Here is a 19,289-nt window from a genome sequence, read left to right as displayed (position 1 = left end):
GGTTTTGTTTTCCCAATTGAAACGAAAAGACTACTTTTGTGCCCGTTCCGTGTAATCTCTGGATGAACATGAGGGATCATACCATATTGCACGCTAGGTTTAATATTCAAAAGCTACTAAAATGGATTTGATTAAAGTTGCTGAAGAAGCCTTTAAGACTGAAGTTGAGATTCCCGAGTTCGGACCCGGTGACACAATTTCAGTACACTACAAGATTGTAGAAGGAAATAAGGAACGTATTCAGGTATTCCGCGGAGTTGTGATACAAATCAAAGGCCATGGTGCCAATAAGAGATTCACAGTACGCAAGATTTCCAACAACGTTGGTGTAGAACGTATCTTCCCAATCAACTCTCCTTATATTGACAAAGTTGAGGTTAACAGGAAAGGTAAAGTACGTCGTGCCAGAATCTACTACTTCCGCGAACTTACTGGAAAGAAAGCTCGTATCAAGGAAAAGAGAATCTGATCCGTCAGAAAGAAATAGAAAAAGGGTATCCCGCCGGATACCCTTTTTTTATTCCTTTCTATATGGCCACGCCTTCATTTATGCCGAACCCGGACTTACTCTCTCATATTCCCACTAAATAGTCCTTCAATCGGCACTTAGGTCCCATCCTTGCTAGCACAACCTTGGTTAATAGACAAATACTTCCTCCTCTAATTCTGCTTCTCTCTTCAAACTGAACTCATAGAGCGCAATATTGTAAATCATATAGGGCCACATTTCGGTAACTTTAACGCCGGCGTGAATACCGACATTTGAGGTCTCTTCGAATTCAACACCCTCCTGTACCTGAATATCTGTCCTGTAATCCAGGTCAAAGTTAGTGCGGTTCTTTACCAGCAGGACTATATATAGCGTAAGCCTTATCATGTGCGCTTTGAGTGACACTGCCGATTATCTCCATACTCTAAGGACTGTGTCATAAAAAACAAAAAGCACTGCCCGGGAGCAGTGCTTTTTGTTGTATCAGGTCAGACCTGCAATGCCCGGACCTACCCGGACTATTCTCTTTTAAATAGGTCTTTTAACTTTTGGCCTGCTTCCTGAATTTTTTCCTTGGTTTCTTCGTCCTGGATCAGGTCATTAACAGCCTTTTCAGCTTCCTTGGCAACTTGTTCACCTACTTTTTCGACAGCCTTGGTAGCAGCCTTCTCAGCCTCTTTCTTAAGTTCTGACTTGAGCGCAGCGGCAATGTCATCAGAGTTGAAACTTAGCTGTGGATCTGTCAGGGTACCACCAATCTTGATTCCAACCAGAACGTCATCGCCATCTGGCAGAGTACCCTTTATACCTATCAGTCCGGCTATGTTGGATAATTCCTTGCGGCTTACAGGCATCTTGATAATATAATCCATTGACTGGTCCAGACCCTGTCTTCCGGCGAAGTTGACCTTTTTGTCGAATACCGTTACGTCAAATGGCTTCACAAAAAGGTTTCCGTTTTCGATACTGAAATTGAGCAGGAAGTCCTTGGCCTTGGCAATAGCGTATTTCTCATCCTTAAGCATGGTAACTAGCGCTTGCTGTACCTTGGCTCCAGAAAGTGAGAGTTCGTCGGACTTCAGCAAACCGCCGCCGTTTAGCGAACTGATTACAGGTGAGAAGCCATCGCCGAGCACCGAACTAAAGTTAAATGATGTGGAAACCCTTCCTGTTGCCTTCTGTGCGATAGGCAGCATGGTCTCAACGATTGAGAATGAATTGGCTGCCTTGTTAACATCTATTCTGTCAAGTGTCAGGTCCATATTTACAAAAGGCTTCAGGGTGTCCTGCGTGTTGTACTCGCCTTTGAGCTTCATTGCACCATTGAGCAGATTGGTGCTTACATCCTTGAGAAGCACCCTGGCATCCTTAACGAGCAGGTTACCCTTGACAGACTCGACAGTCAGCTTGTCGTAAACAAGCTTGTTGATATTTGTAGTCATGTCAAAGTCAATATTGTCAGGTATCAGCACCTTGCCGGTCACAGCAACAGTGTCTTCCTGAACCTCTTCTTCTTCACCGGCCAGAGCCATCAGCTCGTTGGTATTGATAAACTCAGACGAGTGCTGCAGTTTACCCTTCAGGGTTCCGTCGCTCAGCACATAGGCCAGATAGTTTTCAAGACGACCCTTCAGGCTGAAATCGCTCTCGCCAATCTTGCAGAGGAAGGAACTGAGTTCAACGTAACGCGGTGAGAAGTTCATACCGGCCTCAGGTATCAATACTCCCATTGGCAGGTCGGGACTGCTGAATTCAAAATTGGTGAGTCCCACAACCCCGTTGGCTTTTATATCCTCATACTTCTCAGCTTCTATCATGTTATAGTCACCGGCAAAGCTAAGGTCAGCCTTCATTATACCCTTCAGGTCAATACTGTCAAGTGGTATTGCATCCATCAGGGATGCAAAATTGATTGTTCCCTTCACTTCACCGTTGAAGGTGGCATTGGAAACCGGAGTGATCAACTTAAAGGTTCCACCAAAGGGGTTATTGTCGATGGTAAACCTGAAGTCTTTCACGTCCAGCACAGTATTGTCGGCACTACCTCCGGGGTTGTCAACCAGGAAGTCAATGGAGATTCCATTAATAGACTTGGGCAGGTCGGGATACTGTACAAAACCGTCCTTTACCTGCAGCGCAAGGTTGAATGAAGGCAAGGTGTCAGCACTTACAAAAAGTCCCCTGGCAACAGCGTTAAAGGCCATGTTTCCGCTGGTGCGCAAGCCTTCAAAGTCCTTCATATATTCATCTGGAACAAGAGCCAGCAGGGTCTTGAATTCGGTATCAGTTGCAGCCAGTTTTACATCCATATCAATGCCTTCGTCAACCATGGCAACCATCCCCTCAAAGAAGAGCGGAATGCCGCTGAAGTTCAGTTCATTCTCCTCAAACTTAAACACCATGTTTTCAAGATCAGCACCAATATTGGCACGTAGGTCAACGACAGCGTTATTGATGAACTTAATACCGTCCATTGTCAGGTTCAGAGCCTCAATGCCACTCTTGATAGAGATAGTGGTATAGTCAGCACTGAGGTCACCTGTCATCTGGGAATTGAAACCATCAATAGTAGTTACAAGTGCCGATGTGGCATCAGCATAAGAAAGAGAGGTATTTCTGATCTCAAAAGACCTCAGCAGGATGTTGAATGCAGAACTGCTTTCCTCTTCAACAACCACCTCCTCTTCTTCACTTACGGGAACGATGTCCCAGTTGGCTACCGAATCTGCATTCACCTTCAGGTTGGCTTTAACATTGTCAAGAAGCACCGAACGTATATCGATTGCATCTCCCTTGATGGCGCTCATCACATCGGCTGAGGCAGAAAACCTGCCAATATACAGCAAGGTATCCCCTTCAAAGGGAGCGTCATTGATAATAGTGAGCCCGTTAAGCCCAATGCCCAGATTTGGGAAGTTACGAATTAATGAAAGTGAGAATTTATCCCAGGAAACTGTAGCATTGATATTTTCATTTATCACGTCCTTTACCTTCGCCTCAATCTTACCCTTGAACGCAAAAGGCAGAATTAGCAGCAGCAGGAACAAGCCGCCGAACACACCAAAGAAAATTTTAAGAAAACGTTTCATCTGACTTTGTTTTAAATATACTACCAAATTTAATGAGAACTGCGGGGCTTTCACAATAAATCAGGGGGAAATATTTCCCTACCTGATAATAAACAAAGAAAGAGGTTGTCTGTTAAAACTTACACAATATCAGGCACTAACATTAAAAATATCAATTGCCATGAAAATAGCACGACACAACCTCATCCTTTCTCTGGCAGCCGGAATGGCCATAGTATTGCTCGGCACAGCCTCGCAATGCGTTGACAATCAAGAAACATCAAGTGATGAAGGTAAAAAACCGGTATCCGGCACCCTGCAAAAATCCGAGAAGCTGGATTTTTATCTTGAAACCTATATTACCGGACTGGATGTGCCCTGGGGCATGACCTGGTTGCCCGACGGTGACCTGCTGGTCACCGAACGCAGCGGAAAGCTCTATCGCTATAGCGACGGACAGCGAATTGCTTCTATCGATGGACTTCCTGAGATTTTTGTAAATGGTCAGGGTGGACTGATGGATATTCAGCTTCATCCCGATTATGGAAACAATGGTTGGCTCTACTTTACCTATGCAGCCTATGGTCCCGGAGGTAAAAGTGAGGGTGGCAATACGGCCTTGATGAGGGCTCGTCTGGATGGTAATACTCTGGTTGACAAAGAAGTAATCTGGAAGGCAGGACCCAACAGCCGCAGCACCCTACACTTTGGTTCACGTATCGCCTTTGATAATGATGGCTATCTCTACGTTGCCGTTGGTGAAAGGGGCGTCAAGCCCAATGCACAGGATCTTACTATCCACGGTGGTAAGGTGCATCGTCTGCACGATAATGGTGATATTCCTGAAGATAACCCTTTTGTAAACACTCCCGGTGCTGTAGCTTCAACATATTCATACGGTCACCGGAATCCACAAGGAATGGCAAAGGATCCTAAGGCCGGATTGATCTGGGTCAACGAACACGGTCCCAAGGGTGGTGATGAGCTAAACCTGATTAAGAAGGGAGCAAACTATGGATGGCCTGTTATTACTTACGGCATCGACTATGACGGTTCGATAATCAGCAACGACACTCACATGGAAGGTATGGAGCAGCCTGCAGTACAGTGGACTCCTTCACCGGGTGTCAGCGGACTGGCCTTTGTAAGCGGTGAACCCTTCAAGGTCTGGGAAGGCAGCGTCCTGAGCGGGGCTCTGGCTCTCAAGTATCTTCTGCGTACTGAGTTGGTCAACAATGAAGTAGTACACGAAGAGGTGCTGCTCAAGGATATCGGACGTGTAAGACATGTCGCCGTAGGTCCTGACGGGTTGATCTACGTCGCTGTAGAGACTCCCGGGGTGATCTACAGACTCGTTCCTGCTGAATAACAAACCGGGTTAAAACATGCGGTACAGACTAGCTCGCTTGTTTTGCAACGTGCAGGGTATAAGATAAGCCCGGGTAAAATATTGAAAGAACCTGGAATGAGAATATACTTTTTGGTAGGGCTACTTGCGACTGGAATGGTGAGCCTGGTAGCTCAGGTACCATCGGATTCGCTGCAGAATGAAATAATACTATCCGGTGAATTGGAAGAGATTACGGTGACATCCTCCCCGGTAAGCAGACAGCCCGGAATCACCGGTGCCAGTGTCTCGGCCATAACTAATCATAGTCTGGCAAAAGACGGGTACCTAGATCTAAGAGCACCCCTTGAGCAGGTTCCCGGACTCCAGATGCAGAGCGGAGCACCCAACACATCCCGTATTACGATACGGGGTGTGGGCACACGCACCCCGTATGCATCCAACCGGGTCAAGGCCTGGTTTGATGAGATACCTCTCACATCCGGTGACGGAGCGACCACTGTAGGGGATTTGGAACTTAGTCTGGTTGACCGTGTCGAGGTAGTCCGAGGTCCCTCATCTGCAGTCTACGGCCCCGGAATGGGCGGTGTCCTTATCTTCAGTCCACAGATCCCAGGCCTGGACTTCAGAGCATCTGTACTTTCAGGATTAGGCTCTTTCGGCACCTTTAAGAACACTGGGACTCTCTCCTATCGTAAGGAAAACAGTTTTTTGCAGGTATCAATAGCAGACAGCCGCAGTGATGGTTACAGGGAAAACTCAGAATACAACCGCAGTAATATCCTGCTTCATGGACGACTGACATCTGGCATACATTCACTCTCCCTGTTGGCCGGATACACCGACCTATTGGCCTATATCCCGAGTTCGGTAGACCTCAACTCCTACCGCAACACACCCCAAAAGGCGGCAGCAAACTGGCTCGCAATGAGGGGACACAGACAGTACGACAAGTGGCAGGGAGGGCTCTCGCTCAAATCTGATATCACAGAAAGCCTAAGTAATACCCTTGTGTTATACGGTATGAGTACTGATGCTTATGAGACCAGACCTTTTAATATTCTCGATGAATTGACTAACATAATTGGTATGAGAGCTAAGCTTGTGTTACAAAAGGGAAGGACATCAGTGATGGCAGGGTTAGAGTATTTTGATGAACATTATAAGTGGAAGATATTCGAGATCGTTGACGGTAAGAAAGGCCAACTCCAGAGCAACAACAGTGAGAAAAGGCATTTTATAAACTTTCAGGTACATGCAGATTATCGTCTTACTCCAACTACTGTGGTTACAGGAGGGGTAAACGTCCATCGTCTTTTCTTTAGCCGTAGCGAGGAAATAGGTCATCTGGAGGAGGAAAGTCATAATTACCCATGGATCTTGTCACCACGTGTTGGACTTAATCAAAGATTAAGCACCACCATGTACCTCTATGCCTCGGCAGGGCATGGCTTTTCAGCACCATCACCCGAAGAGGCCCTGCTGCCTGATGGGGGCATCAACCGTGATCTAAAGCCTGAAGAAGGTATTACAATTGACGGTGGACTGCGTGGCACCTTCTGGCATGACAGGTTACAGCTCAACCTTACAGTTTACAGCATCAATGTAAGAAATATGCTTATGACCCGTAGGGATGCCGAGGATATCTTCTATGGAGAGAATGCTGGAAAGACAAAGCATAGAGGATTGGAGACTGACCTGAGACTATATATACTTCCCTACAGTAAGGATCGCATAAATGTGACACTTGCAGCCTCTCACACATGGATGAGCAACAGGTTCAAGCACTTTATTCAGGATGAGACAGACTACTCAGGCAAGACTCTGCCCGGCCAGCCGGCATCCATGCTAAACCTCAGCCTTGAAGCCGAAGCACCTGGCGGTATCTTCCTTCAGGTCCGGATGAGGAATGAAAGCAGCCAACCCCGTAATTTCTTCCTGACGCTCTCCTACTCATTCTAGTGACGACTACAGGTGCGATGAAAACAGCCACTACAGCGTCAGCAAAATCAGCGTTTGCGCCAGTAAGATTCTGAGGAACATAGTCAGCGGATAAACAGTTGCGTAGGCACTGGCCTGAGCGTAAACAGGCGCAATGCTGTTGGCATATTCAAGAGCCGGCGGATCAGTCATAGCACCTGAGATTACACCGCATATCTTAAGGTAGTTGAGCTTCATAAACCTCGCAACCAGCGACACGATAAAGATCGGCACAAAAGTTATAAGCGCACCATAGAGCAGCCATGCTGAGCCACCCTTGCTGAGGGTCTCAACAAACTGCCCACCAGACGACAGCCCGACGCAGCACAGGAAGAGAATAATACCCAGCTCCTTAAGCATCATATTCGCACCCGGAGTCATGTAAAAGTCGAGCGAACCGATACGACCCTTATGCCCAAGCAGGATAGCAATCAGCAGCGGACCACCGGCCAGGCCCAGCTTCGCAGGAGCAGGTAGTCCTGGCAGAAAGATTGGAATACTTCCAAGGATCACACCGAGGAAGATACCCATAAACAAAGGTATCACGTTGGGGTGAGCCAGTTCTTTGACAGAGTTACCCAACTCATGGCGCACCTCAGGAAGCAGTTCACGCTTACCCACTACCCTCACGGTATCACCAAACTCAACAGTGGTATCAAGTGTAGGCAGAATCTCCATCCCCGATCTGAAGATACGCGTGATATTTGCCTCATACCTTCGGTAGATACCAATTTGTTCGATAGTCTTACCTGCCAGTTTACGGTTGGTTACCAGCACATGGAACATAGCCAGTGATCCCGAAATCTCCCTTTTCTGTCCGATGGTAACCTCACCAATCTTTATCTTCAGGTTGTCTATATGATTGATTGCGGAAACACCGTATATCACATCGCCCTTCTCAAGTGTCGAATCATCCGTTGGTATAAAAAAGTCCCCTCCCCTCTCAATACGAGAGATAACCAGCTCCTTATCCACAAAGTTTTTCAGGTAACTTAGTTTCTGACCGAAGAGGTTTGGATTTGTAACAGCAACCTCAACGCCTTCAAGCTTTTGTTGATTCTTTGTAATCTGCGCATTGTACTCGTTTACTTCCTTATCAATTTTTATGCGGAATATCCAGCGTACAAGCAACATAGTCAGGATAATACCTATCACACCGAAGGGGTATGCAACAGCATAACCCATACCTGCAATAGCAGCATCATCCGGCTTACCACTTTCGATAAGCGCCTGCTGAGCAGCGCCAAGCCCCGGAGTATTAGTAACGGCACCACTCATGATACCGGTAACCACGGCAGGATCCACGCCGCCAATCATGTGTATCGCAAAGGCTGTAATAAAGCCCAGTAGCACCACACTAAGCGCCAGCATGTTGAGCTTCAGTCCGTCATTACGGAATGAGTTGACAAAACGCGGTCCCACTTCAACACCGATACTGTAAACAAAAAGGATAAGTCCGAATTCCCTCACAAAATGAAGGACGTGTGCGTCAACCTTTGCGCCAAAGTGCGCAAAGAACAACCCGGAAAACAAGACCCCTGCTACTCCCAACTTTACATTTTTGATAGTAATCTTTCCAAGCAAGACACCTACGAAGGCAGTCAAACTGATAAACAAAATGGTTGTAGCAATTCCAGTCCCCTTAAACAAGCTCAGCAAAAAATCCATTGCATTACATATTAAGCAGTTAGCCCAATTGGGCAATATAGAGGAATATTATGAAAAAGCAGGAACAAAAGTACAAAAAAACGAATCACACCTGTGTGGAACCCAAAAAATCAAGTGCCCTGAAAAAAAACAGCGGTGTGGAGTTTACTATTGATTATCTGTCTCAGAATGTGGGGTAAAATAAAACCGGTTTTCCCAAACCGGTTTTGCGGAGAGTGAGAGATTCGAACTCTCGAAACCCTTTTGAGGTTTACACACTTTCCAGGCGTGCGCCTTAGACCACTCGGCCAACTCTCCTTGGGAAGTGCCCAGAACAAGACTCGAACTTGCACGCCGTTAACCGGCACCAGCCCCTCAAGCTGGCGTGTCTACCAATTTCACCATCTGGGCAAAATAAATTTTGCGGTGCAAATATATAAAATTAAAGATACTCTTACAGCCCCCGTACAGAAAAAAATTTTGTTTTGGAAAATAAGCCTGACTTTCGGCACGTTAGCTTTAAACACAAATTAAAATTTCGTATTTTTCTAAGAAAAATATAACCGAAACCGGTATACTTGCGTATTGATGTAACCTTTCAAGAGCTCAAAAACTAACTAACAATGGCAACAATATTTGGTATTCAGATAGGCAGTAAGTTTCCCTCGACCAAGAAATACGAGGCCTGGCTCGATAAAACCCAGGCAGATTACGAGAGATTCACCGCTTTCGAGAATTCCGAACTGCTCAGGCGTTATCGTGAACTCGATGCACTGATCCACTCAGGTGAATTTGAAAAGAAGGTTAGAGAGCTCAAGACATTACGCTACAAGGATACACCCCAGTGGCACCAGCTCAACCAGTACAAGGCTCTAAGATCGTCTTCCGACATCAAAAGCTATTTCAAATATCTGAAGAGTGGCAAACTCGAACGCATGAGGCAGATCGAGGCTTCTTCATCATATAAGGAGTATATCGAACTCAAAAACTACATCAATTCGACCGAGTTTATCGCAGCCAAGGCACATAAGGACTTCAAAACTTCTGATGCCTATGCAAAATTCAGGACATTCAAGACTCTTTCCAAACAGGCTGATATTAAGTTTTACAACTCCACGGCCTCCAGACAGGAGTACAAGACTGTCATCAAACTGGAGGATAGCGAACGACTGAAAGGTTTTTTCGAACTTGAAAACACCATTAAGTCTCAGGAATTCCAGGACCACAAGGCCTTTATGGAAGACCGTAAGCGCTTCGAAAAGTCTGAGGAAGCCCGCCTGATCAATGAGTTCAAACTGCTTCAGAAGAACGAAGAAATCAAATGGTTCTTTGAGAAAGAGAAAAAGAACCCATTCACCGATATCAAGAAGTGGAAGCTGACTTTTGAGGAAAACTTCGACGCAATATCTCTCGATACCGGCAGGTGGATGACAGGATATTACTGGGGCAAGGCCTTGATCAACGAAAATTACGTTCCAGCTAGTGAAAAGCAGTTTTTTACCGAACGTAATATCGAATTGAGGGAAAGTATGGCTCGTATCACTACCCGCCAGGAAGAAGCCAGGGGCAAAGTCTGGGATCTTACTATGGGCTTTATCCCCCATCAGTTTAACTATACCTCAGGACTTATCTCAACAGGTCGCAGCTTCCGTCAAAAGTACGGCAAGTTTATGGCCAAGGTCAGGTTCAGCGCCACCTACCCTGCCGTTAGCGCCTTCTGGATGGCCGGTGAGAAGATTACCCCTCATATCGATATCGTCAAGACTGCCTACAAGAAAGGTGACAATATCGAGTGCGGTGTCTATATGAACGAGGGCAAGGAATTGGCAAAACGAACTCACAAGGTAAATGGTGCAACTTTCAAAAATGAGTTTTATATTTACACATGTGAGTGGAGTCCTGAAGCAATCATTTGGAAGATCAACGGTCATGAAGTTGCAAGGGAAACAAAGCATATCCCAAATGAAGCAATGTACCTGAGCTTCTGTACAATATTGCCGGAAGAACCGGCAGCAGGAACATTACCTGCTACAATGGAAATTGATTGGGTTAGGTGCTACGAAGCTGTTCAGGCTTAAGTAGCTAGGTTTATAAGGGGAAGAGGTTGTCCAATTAAGGGCAACCTCTTGCTCATTGTTAATCAGTTAATATTTAGGCTATATTCTATAAAATTTTGAGTTCTATCCTCGCACCAAGTTTCAGCCACAAGCCTGGCTGACGGAGTTCGCTAAGGTCTGAATAAGTGGCATCAAAGAGGTTGGATGCCTCAGCATAAAGGCCGTAGTTGCCCTTATTCCAGCTCACCCTGAGGTCGGTCAGCCAGAAAGGTGTATGATCAACCCTTGTGCCATCCGACTTTGTATAATACCCTGCACGGTCACGATACTGTATGTTCCAGTTTAACTCCACATTGGGCAGTCCCAGACCATGTATAAGGCTGATATTCAGCTTCTGTCTGAGGTGGTCGAGCACGTAGTAGGACTCATAGCCCTCATCCGACACCTTGTCCTGCCACACATAGCTGTAGTTGACCGACAGAGACCTCAGCAAGGTCTGTCCCGGAATCAGCTCACTCAGCAGCAGGTCGGCAGCCGCTTCAGTTCCCAAAGCCTCCACACGGTTGATATTCGAAGTGGTATAGACTGTCTCACCGGGAATGCGCCCCCAGTCTATCAGGTCACGTCCAATACGGTAAAAGCCTCCCACGCTTGCGCTGTAGGTCTCATTGCGCAGTCTGAAGGTAGTCTCGTAGGTCTCAGCCCTCTCAGGTTTCAGGTTGGGATTGCCCACGTTGGTGGGACCTGAATAAAACAAATCGGTAAAGGTTGGCATGCGCAGGGACCTGTTGTACGAGGCAGTCCATTTGAGCAGTGTAGTAAGCCTGTAGCTCAGGTCTATGCCGGGATACCAGTCCACCCCATAGCCGCTGTTTGAATGGCGGTTGATCAGCACCCCGCCCGACAGGTCAAAGCGACCAAAGTATATATTGTGTTCGGCAAATACTGAGAAGTTTGTTCGGTTGAAACTGCGGGTAAACTGCCCCTCATTTTCACCGGGCACGTCAAGAGGCTTGTCCATGGGTAGGCCCAGCACATTGCTCCAGATGCTCTCACTGCGTAGTTCGGCACCCAGTGAGGTAGTTCCCAGGCTCCAGGATGTTGTTGCGTTAAGGCTTGCCCCTGCCGTTTCGCTCAGGTGGTAGTTGTGCCCCGTGTACCATGAGGCAGCCCCTATGTAGTTGCGAAACAACTCAAAGCGGTCGTGATGCCTACGCCAATAGACATCAGAACGGATGCGAATCAGTCCGCTGCTCTCCATCGAAGCAGCAGCAAAGAGAGTGCGGTTGGCATCAAACTGGTTTGGATAGCTTGCAGAGTAGAATGAATTGGCGCCGTAGCTCTTGTCGTTGTAGCCAAGCTGGAGGGAAAACTTCGACTGTTCGCGTGTCACCTGACCACGGTAGTAAAGGTTGAGAATATCAAAGTCCGTATTGTCAATATAGCCGTCACTTGCGCCCTTCTGAGCCGAGAAGTAATTTCCGAAGGCCCCTTTGCGGTGGCTCAGTCCCGCATGCAGGTTGTATAGTCCGTGATCCCCGGCTGTAAGCTGTGCCGACACCTTGTTTTCCGAGCCTGATTTAGTGACGAAGTTTATTGCCCCGTCGAAGGCGTTGGGTCCATGCACCCTGGCAGCAGGTCCCCTCAGTATCTCTATCCTTTCCACGCTTGCCAGGTCAACAGGTAGGTTGAGTCCGTAGTGACCCGTCTGGGGGTCCGTCACATTGATTCCGTTGAGCAGTATCATCACCTGGTCGAAGGATCCCCCACGCATGCTGATGTCGGCCTGCATACCGAGCGGTCCCCTCTCGCGGATGTCCACCCCCAGGGCTGTACGGAGTAAGCCCTGGATGCTCTGGGCGGGGAGTTTTTCTATTTGCTCACGCGATATCACAGCGATCTGTCGGCCCGTTTCCTGGTATATTCCTGGAGCACGCTTCCCCGAAACCTGTATTTCGTTGAGGGTTATTTTTGAGCTTATTGAATCAGACTCAGTATTTGCCAGTGTCTGGTGATAGCCCAGGGTAGTAAAGTAAACAGCAGCCAGAATGCCGATTTTGATTTCTCTGTGCAGTGTGTTAAACACGGCCCACTTGTCGCCCGACCACTTTTTAAAACAAAGGCCGGAACCCTTCAAACTAAATTGTCTTTTTTTCATAAATTGAAATTTTTAATGATAAATTAAACGGTTAATAAGATGCAAATATAGCATTAAAGGACCGGTAGCTCCTGTAAAATCACTACATTTGAACTTAAAACATAGAATAATGCATACTTCTGACAGACTGGTTGACTTACGCAACAAGATGAGCGAAATAGGTGTTGACGCGTGCATCATCCCGTCGGGCGATCCGCACCTGAGTGAATATCCTTCAGAACATTGGAAAGTACGGGAATGGATCAGCGGCTTTACCGGTTCGGCAGGCACCGTAGTTGTAACAATGGAAGAGGCCGGCCTTTGGACCGACTCGCGTTACTACCTTCAGGCCGAAGAGGAGCTTGACCTGCATTGCATACAGCTCTTCAGGGATGGCGAAAAAGGTGTGCCCTCGATCACTGAGTGGCTGTGCGAAGTGCTGATGCCCGGCAGTCGTGTGGCCATCAACGGTCAGACAGTATCGGTAAGCTTTCTGCGCAAGCTTACCCGTGAGCTTCGCAGTAGTCAGATCAGAGTTGACGCCAACCTCTCACTTGCTGAGGACAGCTGGGAAAACCGTCCCGCTCTGCCTGAGAACACGGTGTATCTGCATGACGACAAGCTGGCAGGTGCCTCACGTACCGAAAAGCTTGACTTAGTACGCAAGCTGATGAAGCGTGACGGCGTCAGCCATTATATCACCGGGGCTCTTGACGAGATAGCCTGGCTGCTCAATATGAGGGGCAACGACGTGGCTTTCAACCCCGTCTTCCACGCCTTTATGATAGTTGAGCACTCCTTTGTCAAGCTCTTTATCAACCCTCACAAACTCACGGCACAGATAGCCCGCAAGCTCGATGCCGACGATATAAGAGTTTCGTTATACGAGAACTTCGAATCGCACGTCAGAGAGATACCCGACGAGGCCACCGTGATGCTTGACCCCGACAGGATCAACTCCACGGTTTACTCCATCCTCTCTCCCAAGAGCAACAAGATCGAAGGACTCAGCTATATAGCAGCCCTCAAGGCAAGGAAGAACGAGACAGAAATTGCTAATATCAAGCAGACCCTTGTCAATGACGGCGTTGCCATGGTCAAGTTCCTCAAATGGATCGAAGACAACGTACCAGGTGGTAAGATCAGCGAGATATCTGCAGCAGCCAGACTCAAGGCTTTCAGAGCCGAACAGCCGGGCTTTGTGGGTGAATCCTTCCGCACCATTTCAGGGTATGCAGGTCACGGGGCCATCGTACACTACAGCGTTAGTACTGAGTCCGACGTACAACTCAAGCCCGAGGGACTCTACCTTGTTGACTCTGGAGGACAGTATCACACAGGTACCACCGATATCACACGTACTGTGGCACTAGGGCCTTTCCCCGAACAGGCACGCAGGGACTACACCCTTGTGCTCAAGGGACATATCTCCCTGGCAAGGGCCATCGTACCTCACGGCACTCGTGGTGTTCAGCTCGATGTCTATGCGCGTCAGGCAATGTGGAGAGAAGGTCTTAATTACGGTCACGGAACAGGTCACGGTATAGGTTACTTCCTCAACGTACACGAAGGACCGCAAAGCATACGCCCTGACAATAGCTTCGTGATAGAGCCGGGCATGGTATGTTCCAACGAACCGGGTCTTTACCGTACCGGGCACTATGGTATCCGTATCGAAAACCTTATCCTGGCCAAGGTCAGCAAGGAGACTGAGTTTGGAACTTATCTTGAATTTGAGACCATGACCCTTTGCCCTATCGACAAGACATTGATAGACAAGACCATGTTGACAGAAGAAGAAATCAACTGGCTAAATAATTATCATAGGCAGGTTTACGACAGCCTGGCACCAAAATTGGATGAAGAACACCTAAACTGGTTGAAAGAGAAGACGACAGAACTATGAGGAAAGTGAAGCTCTTTTTGCTGGCTGCCCTATTATCAGCCAATGCAATCGCTGCAATGGCAGCCACCGGACATGAAATCAAACTGACAGTTAAGGAATTTCCCAATCAGGACATTATCCTGGGCTATTACTTCAACAGCAAGATGTATGTCCGCGACACCGTGAGGACGGATGCTGCAGGACTGGCAATTTTCAAAGATGAGGAAGCCCTTCCGGGAGGACTCTACCTATTCTATCTGCCCAATGGCAAGTACTTCGATGTGCTGGTATCTGACGAGCAGCATTTTGCTCTAAGAACCGACACCATGGATCTGGTAGGCAACCTGAGCATCAGCGGTGCCAGGGAGTCGGAGCTCTTTCTGGGCTATCAGCAGTTTATCGACAAGCAGCACAAGAACTACGACCGCATACAGAAAGAACTTGCAAGTGCAGGCAACGATGAGGAGGCCAAGGCAAAGCTGAGGGCTGAGGCAGAAGCCTTAGGCAATGAGGTAAGTGCTTATATGAACAAAGAGATCAGCCTTAATCAGGGAACCTTCTATGCTAAGTTTCTCAAGGGCCTGCAGGATCCCGACATACCCGACTTTGAGGTAGCCGAAGGCACTGCAAATCCCGACTCAGTGATTCAGGCCATGACCTACCATTACTATAAAAAGCACTTCTTTGACAACATTGACTTACAGGATGAGCGTTTTCTGCGCACGCCTTACTTTGCCCAGAAACTGGAAACCTTTATCGACAAACTTGTAATTCAGGTGCCAGACTCAGTAGTCAAGGAGGGCGTGAGACTTATCGAGATGGCACGAGGCAACGAGGAGATGTTCCGTTTTCTGGTTCAGTTTATGTTCAACCGAGCCAACGAGAGCAAGATCATGGGCATGGATGCAGCCATGGTAGCCTTTGCCGAGAAGTACTATCTTTCGGGTGAAGCCACCTGGGCTGATCAGGAATTTCTCGACAAGCTTGAGACCCGTGTAAGGGAGATCAAACCCACATTGATAGGCAACAAGGCTCATGAGATGAGGATGGAAAGCATCGAAGGGCAGATATACAGCCTTAACGAACTGAATGCCGAGATAACTATAGTTGCCTTTTTCGAGCCATCCTGTGGTCACTGCAAGAAGGAGATACCCAAGCTCTACCGTGAGGTCTTCGAGCCTTACCGCAGCAAGGGCGTACAGGTCTTTGCAGTCTACACAATGGCTGACAGGGACGAGTGGACCAACTTTATCAACGAGCACGAGCTCTACGACTGGATCAATGTCTATGATCCCTATCACCAGACTCACTTCCGGGATTATTACGACATTAAGTCCACCCCCACAATCTTTATCCTTGACAGGGAAAAGAAGATAATTGCAAAGAAGCTGGATGTGGATCAGATGCCGGGCTTTCTGGATTACGTGCTAAGTAATAAATAGGCTATGCTTAAAACACTTGGATATACTGCGATGGCGCTCTGTGCCCTGTGCCTTGGCTCATGCGAGGAGAGCCAGGAAGAGCTGAAAGCGCCCGGTGCTTATATAAAGATGCCTGAAGGAGGCTACGAGCTTGAGATCAATGACACCCTGGTGCTTTCGCCAAGGATTACCTACGAGGTCAATGCTAAATACGAATGGTTTCTTGATGGTGAATTAATCTCCGAGGAAAAGGAAATCATCCATATTTCAACCGCGCTGGGCAAGAAGCTATACACCTTTGTAGTAAGCAACCATATTGGCTTGGACACCCTCCGGGTACCCGTCTCCACCATTATCAGGGTTGACTTTAGTGAGTTTAAGCTATCCAAGGACAGCTTTGATCTGGGCATTAGCGGCACCAATCATCCCGATGGCTTTTATTCCAAGGGATTGATCTTCCCCACTATTGCACCCTCTCAGAACCAGTGGCGGGGCTTTGGACTCAGCAACCTCAAGAGCAACTCAGTCAGCGACCCCAACCCTTCCCCACACAGTGCTTTTGCCCCAGTTGCCAAGGACAGCACCTTTATGCTGTTTCGCCAGGGCGAAGAAGCACTTGGCTTTTACTTTGAGGATGACCAGCTGCATCGTATCAGCACCATCAGCGTGACCAATACCAGCTACGGTTATCTTGTAATGCGTAACGGCAATGATGAAGTAAGCCGCTTTGGCGATGAGAGCACTGGCGAACCCCATGACTGGTTCCTGCTTACAATCACAGGCTATGACGACCTTGGTCAGGAAACCGGGACTGTGGACTTTTACCTTGCCGACTACAGGTTTGAAAACAAGAAGAAGAACTATATAATAGGAGACTGGACCACCGTTGACCTCTCATCACTGGGACTTGTCAACAGGGTTGAGTTTGCTTTGACCTCATCAAAAGTTGACGATCAGGGCAAAACACTGACACCTCAGTGGTTCTGTCTTAATTCGGTAAAAATTACGGAATAAAGTTTAAGGTTAAGCAACATTGAGGGTATCACGCATCTGAGTGATACCCTTTTTCTTTATATCACAGACAATTTCCCTGTGTACTTCTTGCCCTCTATTTCGACGCGGATAATATAAACACCAGGGGCGAGACCTGAAATATCCATTATTCCCCTTCCATTGTTAAGCATCACATTCTTGCTTGAAGCAAGCTTGCCTGAGAGAGTAAAAGCGTCCACCCTGGCAGTTCCAGACAGATCGTAAATATATAGATCTATAGTACCACGAGCCGGGTTTGGGCTTATCCTAAAATTGCCCTTATCGATAATAACATCCGAAGTATCAATTAGTTCCACACCCGACAGCAGCACATCAATCATAAAAGAAGCACTACCTGCACCAGAGCCAGTATCGCTAAGTTTGCGCCAGATATTATCAGCACCTCTCACCCAGGCATTATCAGGCCTTTCGGTACGAAAGGCCGTCTGATACAGAGCAAAATCCTCCCCATCAGAGGGATATTGCAGTTCCACACCCACCCAGATATTGCCGTTGAGAGCAAGCGGACTGTCCAGCATAACCACATATTCCCGGTTGATACGAAGAGCACGGGCATCCACATTATTCATTGACCAGAGCTCCACTTCCGGGGCATTAGTTCCTCCCCACACCTTTATATTCACATTGTAGGTTTGCAGTGCCGCAGTACTGGCAGGTAGGATATAGAAGCCGTGCAAAGTAGCCTTTGAGAAGAAACCAAAATGCTCAGCAAAGGCACGATCGCCACGGGAGTTATGTCCCGAGTAGTAACCACTTCCCCCTTGCAGGTTAAAGAGTCCGACCTCATCACTCGGAGTGAAGTTACTGTAGCGTTTGACAGTCTCGCTGTAGTAGTCAAAGCCATCTATGGCCATCGCATTTGATTCGACAGGTGCCAGCCATGCAGCAAGCTGTTTTTCCGGTTCGGGATAGTAATTCCATGCCTTGTTGAGCCTGAAAAAATAATCACTCACAGGATTAGCGCAGGTCGCCGAACCCCCGCTCAGTCCACCGATAAGGCGTCCTGAGGCATCAAAGAGACCACCACCAGAGGAACCACCCTGCGTTGCACCACGATCCCAGCGGCCAACCAGCCAGTGAGCGTTACTAACCATCCCGGAGTAGCTGAAAGTAGCATTTGTAGGAGCATTATCCGAGTAACTGATCTTTTTAACATCCCCCTGGGGGTGATGGATAGTATAGACCGGAGCCTCAGGTGCAGTAGTACGTGACCAGCCGGCCCAGTAGGGTCTGTATTCCGGAGCAGGCATTTCATACATCTCTAGAAGCACAAAGTCCAGGTCAGCAGCCCTTGCCCTGATAAAAGATCCCGAAGTTGTTTGCAGAAAAGCTCCCTCGATATTATTCTGGCAGTGAGGTACCGCATAGTTGAATGTAAACACCGATGCCACATGAGAATTAGGCCCTTTGAGGCAGTGCGAAGCAGTAAGGAAGTATGGTTTGCCGTCTAGGAGAGTGTTGTTGACAAGCGTACCTGAGCACAATTCAGTACCATCAGTAATCAGCCTTGCCACAGCCTGCCCGTTTGTAAGTCGCAGTTCGTCAGCTTCGCAGCTCATCTCGGGATGGCAGGCACTACTGTAACCCATACGGCTGGTCTTAAGATCATCCTCCAGCACCTTGAAGATATTCAGGTAGTCGTGATTGATAGCCCCAATAAGCAGTTCAGGTTCCTCAGCCCCTGCCTCAATATTCAGTTCGACGATAATCTCATCCCCCGGTATAGGTGCAGTAGCCAGGATACCCTCAGGATTATTGTTCTGATATGTCAGGGCACCCAGAACTGCACTCTGGTCAGGAGTATAGATAAATACTGAGTTACCCTCGTGAAGTACAAAACGGTCGAATATCAGGTTGATAGAATAAGCACCGAGGGATTTGATAGCCAGATGCCAGGTGCGTGAGCCGTCATCGTTGCATTGCCATGAACCAGAGTTGTCGGGCGAATAGCTGACAAAGAAAGGGTGAGCAAAGCGAAGAGGCTGCGATGCAGACTTCTCCTCCATGCCCAAATTTAGAGTAGCAGATTTAGGAATACCCGGCAACTCAATCACCTCTGCCCCACTATCATACACATCCACCACCGGCCATGCAGCAGGACTGCCGCCGTGGCTCAACTGAGCCGAGATATCTGCGGAACCCAGACCGAGCACTACAAGACCCAGTATCAGGCCACCCTTAAACACATTCATCAGCAATTGAA

Annotated in this window: 12 protein-coding genes and 2 tRNA genes; 7 read left to right on the top strand and 7 right to left on the bottom strand. The window is 47.8% G+C overall.

Annotated features, from left to right (window positions below):
* Positions 1-121: 121 nt before the first annotated feature.
* Positions 122-469 carry a 50S ribosomal protein L19 gene (gene rplS / locus M9189_RS05570; protein WP_250725263.1) on the top strand — a complete coding sequence of 116 codons (348 nt, stop codon included), beginning with the start codon at positions 122-124 and terminating at the stop codon, positions 467-469.
* Positions 470-637: 168 nt separating this feature from the next.
* On the opposite strand, the gene M9189_RS05565 is transcribed toward rplS, so the two are convergent.
* Positions 638-877, bottom strand: a complete 240-nt coding sequence (locus M9189_RS05565; RefSeq protein ID WP_250725261.1) for a hypothetical protein — start codon at positions 875-877, stop codon at positions 638-640.
* 131 nt (positions 878-1,008) lie between these two features.
* Complete coding sequence (locus M9189_RS05560) at positions 1,009-3,579, bottom strand: AsmA family protein (RefSeq protein WP_250725259.1); 2,571 nt, start codon at positions 3,577-3,579, stop codon at positions 1,009-1,011.
* 160 nt (positions 3,580-3,739) lie between these two features.
* Here M9189_RS05560 and M9189_RS05555 point away from each other — a divergent pair, with 160 nt between their 5' ends.
* Together M9189_RS05555 and M9189_RS05550 are read left to right on the top strand one after the other, a co-directional pair.
* Positions 3,740-4,927, top strand: coding sequence for a PQQ-dependent sugar dehydrogenase (locus M9189_RS05555; RefSeq protein ID WP_250725257.1), 1,188 nt, complete (start codon positions 3,740-3,742; stop codon positions 4,925-4,927).
* A gap of 96 nt (positions 4,928-5,023) precedes the next feature.
* On the top strand, positions 5,024-6,868 hold the full coding sequence (locus M9189_RS05550) for a TonB-dependent receptor (protein ID WP_250725255.1): 1,845 nt from the start codon (positions 5,024-5,026) through the stop codon (positions 6,866-6,868).
* A gap of 30 nt (positions 6,869-6,898) precedes the next feature.
* Here the strand turns inward: M9189_RS05550 and M9189_RS05545 are convergent, their stop codons facing one another.
* The 3 genes from M9189_RS05545 to M9189_RS05535 form a co-directional block, all read right to left on the bottom strand.
* Positions 6,899-8,554 carry a putative transporter gene (locus M9189_RS05545; RefSeq protein ID WP_250725253.1) on the bottom strand — a complete coding sequence of 552 codons (1,656 nt, stop codon included), beginning with the start codon at positions 8,552-8,554 and terminating at the stop codon, positions 6,899-6,901.
* Positions 8,555-8,763: 209 nt separating this feature from the next.
* A tRNA-Ser gene (locus M9189_RS05540) sits at positions 8,764-8,851 on the bottom strand.
* An 8-nt stretch (positions 8,852-8,859) separates the two neighbouring features.
* Positions 8,860-8,944: transfer RNA gene (locus tag M9189_RS05535), tRNA-Leu, on the bottom strand.
* A 212-nt stretch (positions 8,945-9,156) separates the two neighbouring features.
* On the opposite strand from M9189_RS05535, the gene M9189_RS05530 reads away from it, so the two are divergent.
* Positions 9,157-10,611, top strand: a complete 1,455-nt coding sequence (locus tag M9189_RS05530) for a glycoside hydrolase family 16 protein (RefSeq protein WP_250725252.1) — start codon at positions 9,157-9,159, stop codon at positions 10,609-10,611.
* Positions 10,612-10,696: 85 nt separating this feature from the next.
* Here the strand turns inward: M9189_RS05530 and M9189_RS05525 are convergent, their stop codons facing one another.
* Positions 10,697-12,748, bottom strand: a complete 2,052-nt coding sequence (locus M9189_RS05525; protein WP_250725250.1) for a TonB-dependent receptor plug domain-containing protein — start codon at positions 12,746-12,748, stop codon at positions 10,697-10,699.
* Between the two features lie 109 nt (positions 12,749-12,857).
* On the opposite strand from M9189_RS05525, the gene M9189_RS05520 reads away from it, so the two are divergent.
* Genes M9189_RS05520 through M9189_RS05510 form a run of 3 tightly spaced genes read left to right on the top strand, consistent with a single transcriptional unit; the run spans position 12,858 to position 17,047 of the window.
* Positions 12,858-14,633: an aminopeptidase P family protein gene (locus tag M9189_RS05520; protein WP_250725248.1), complete on the top strand. Its 1,776-nt coding sequence runs from the start codon at positions 12,858-12,860 to the stop codon at positions 14,631-14,633.
* Positions 14,630-16,054 (top strand): redoxin domain-containing protein, encoded by a 1,425-nt coding sequence (locus M9189_RS05515; protein ID WP_250725246.1) that lies wholly within the window; start codon positions 14,630-14,632, stop codon positions 16,052-16,054. Before M9189_RS05520 ends, M9189_RS05515 begins: the two co-directional genes overlap by 4 nt.
* A 3-nt stretch (positions 16,055-16,057) precedes the next feature.
* Positions 16,058-17,047: a DUF4465 domain-containing protein gene (locus M9189_RS05510; protein WP_250725244.1), complete on the top strand. Its 990-nt coding sequence runs from the start codon at positions 16,058-16,060 to the stop codon at positions 17,045-17,047.
* 56 nt (positions 17,048-17,103) lie between these two features.
* Here the strand turns inward: M9189_RS05510 and M9189_RS05505 are convergent, their stop codons facing one another.
* Positions 17,104-19,278 (bottom strand): trypsin-like peptidase domain-containing protein, encoded by a 2,175-nt coding sequence (locus tag M9189_RS05505; protein ID WP_250725242.1) that lies wholly within the window; start codon positions 19,276-19,278, stop codon positions 17,104-17,106.
* Between the last annotated feature and the right edge of the window lie 11 nt (positions 19,279-19,289).

Origin of the sequence: Xiashengella succiniciproducens (genome assembly GCF_023674465.1) — a bacterium.
Taxonomy (GTDB): domain Bacteria; phylum Bacteroidota; class Bacteroidia; order Bacteroidales; family Marinilabiliaceae; genus Geofilum; species Geofilum succiniciproducens.
This window is presented reverse-complemented; position numbering and strand designations above follow the sequence as displayed.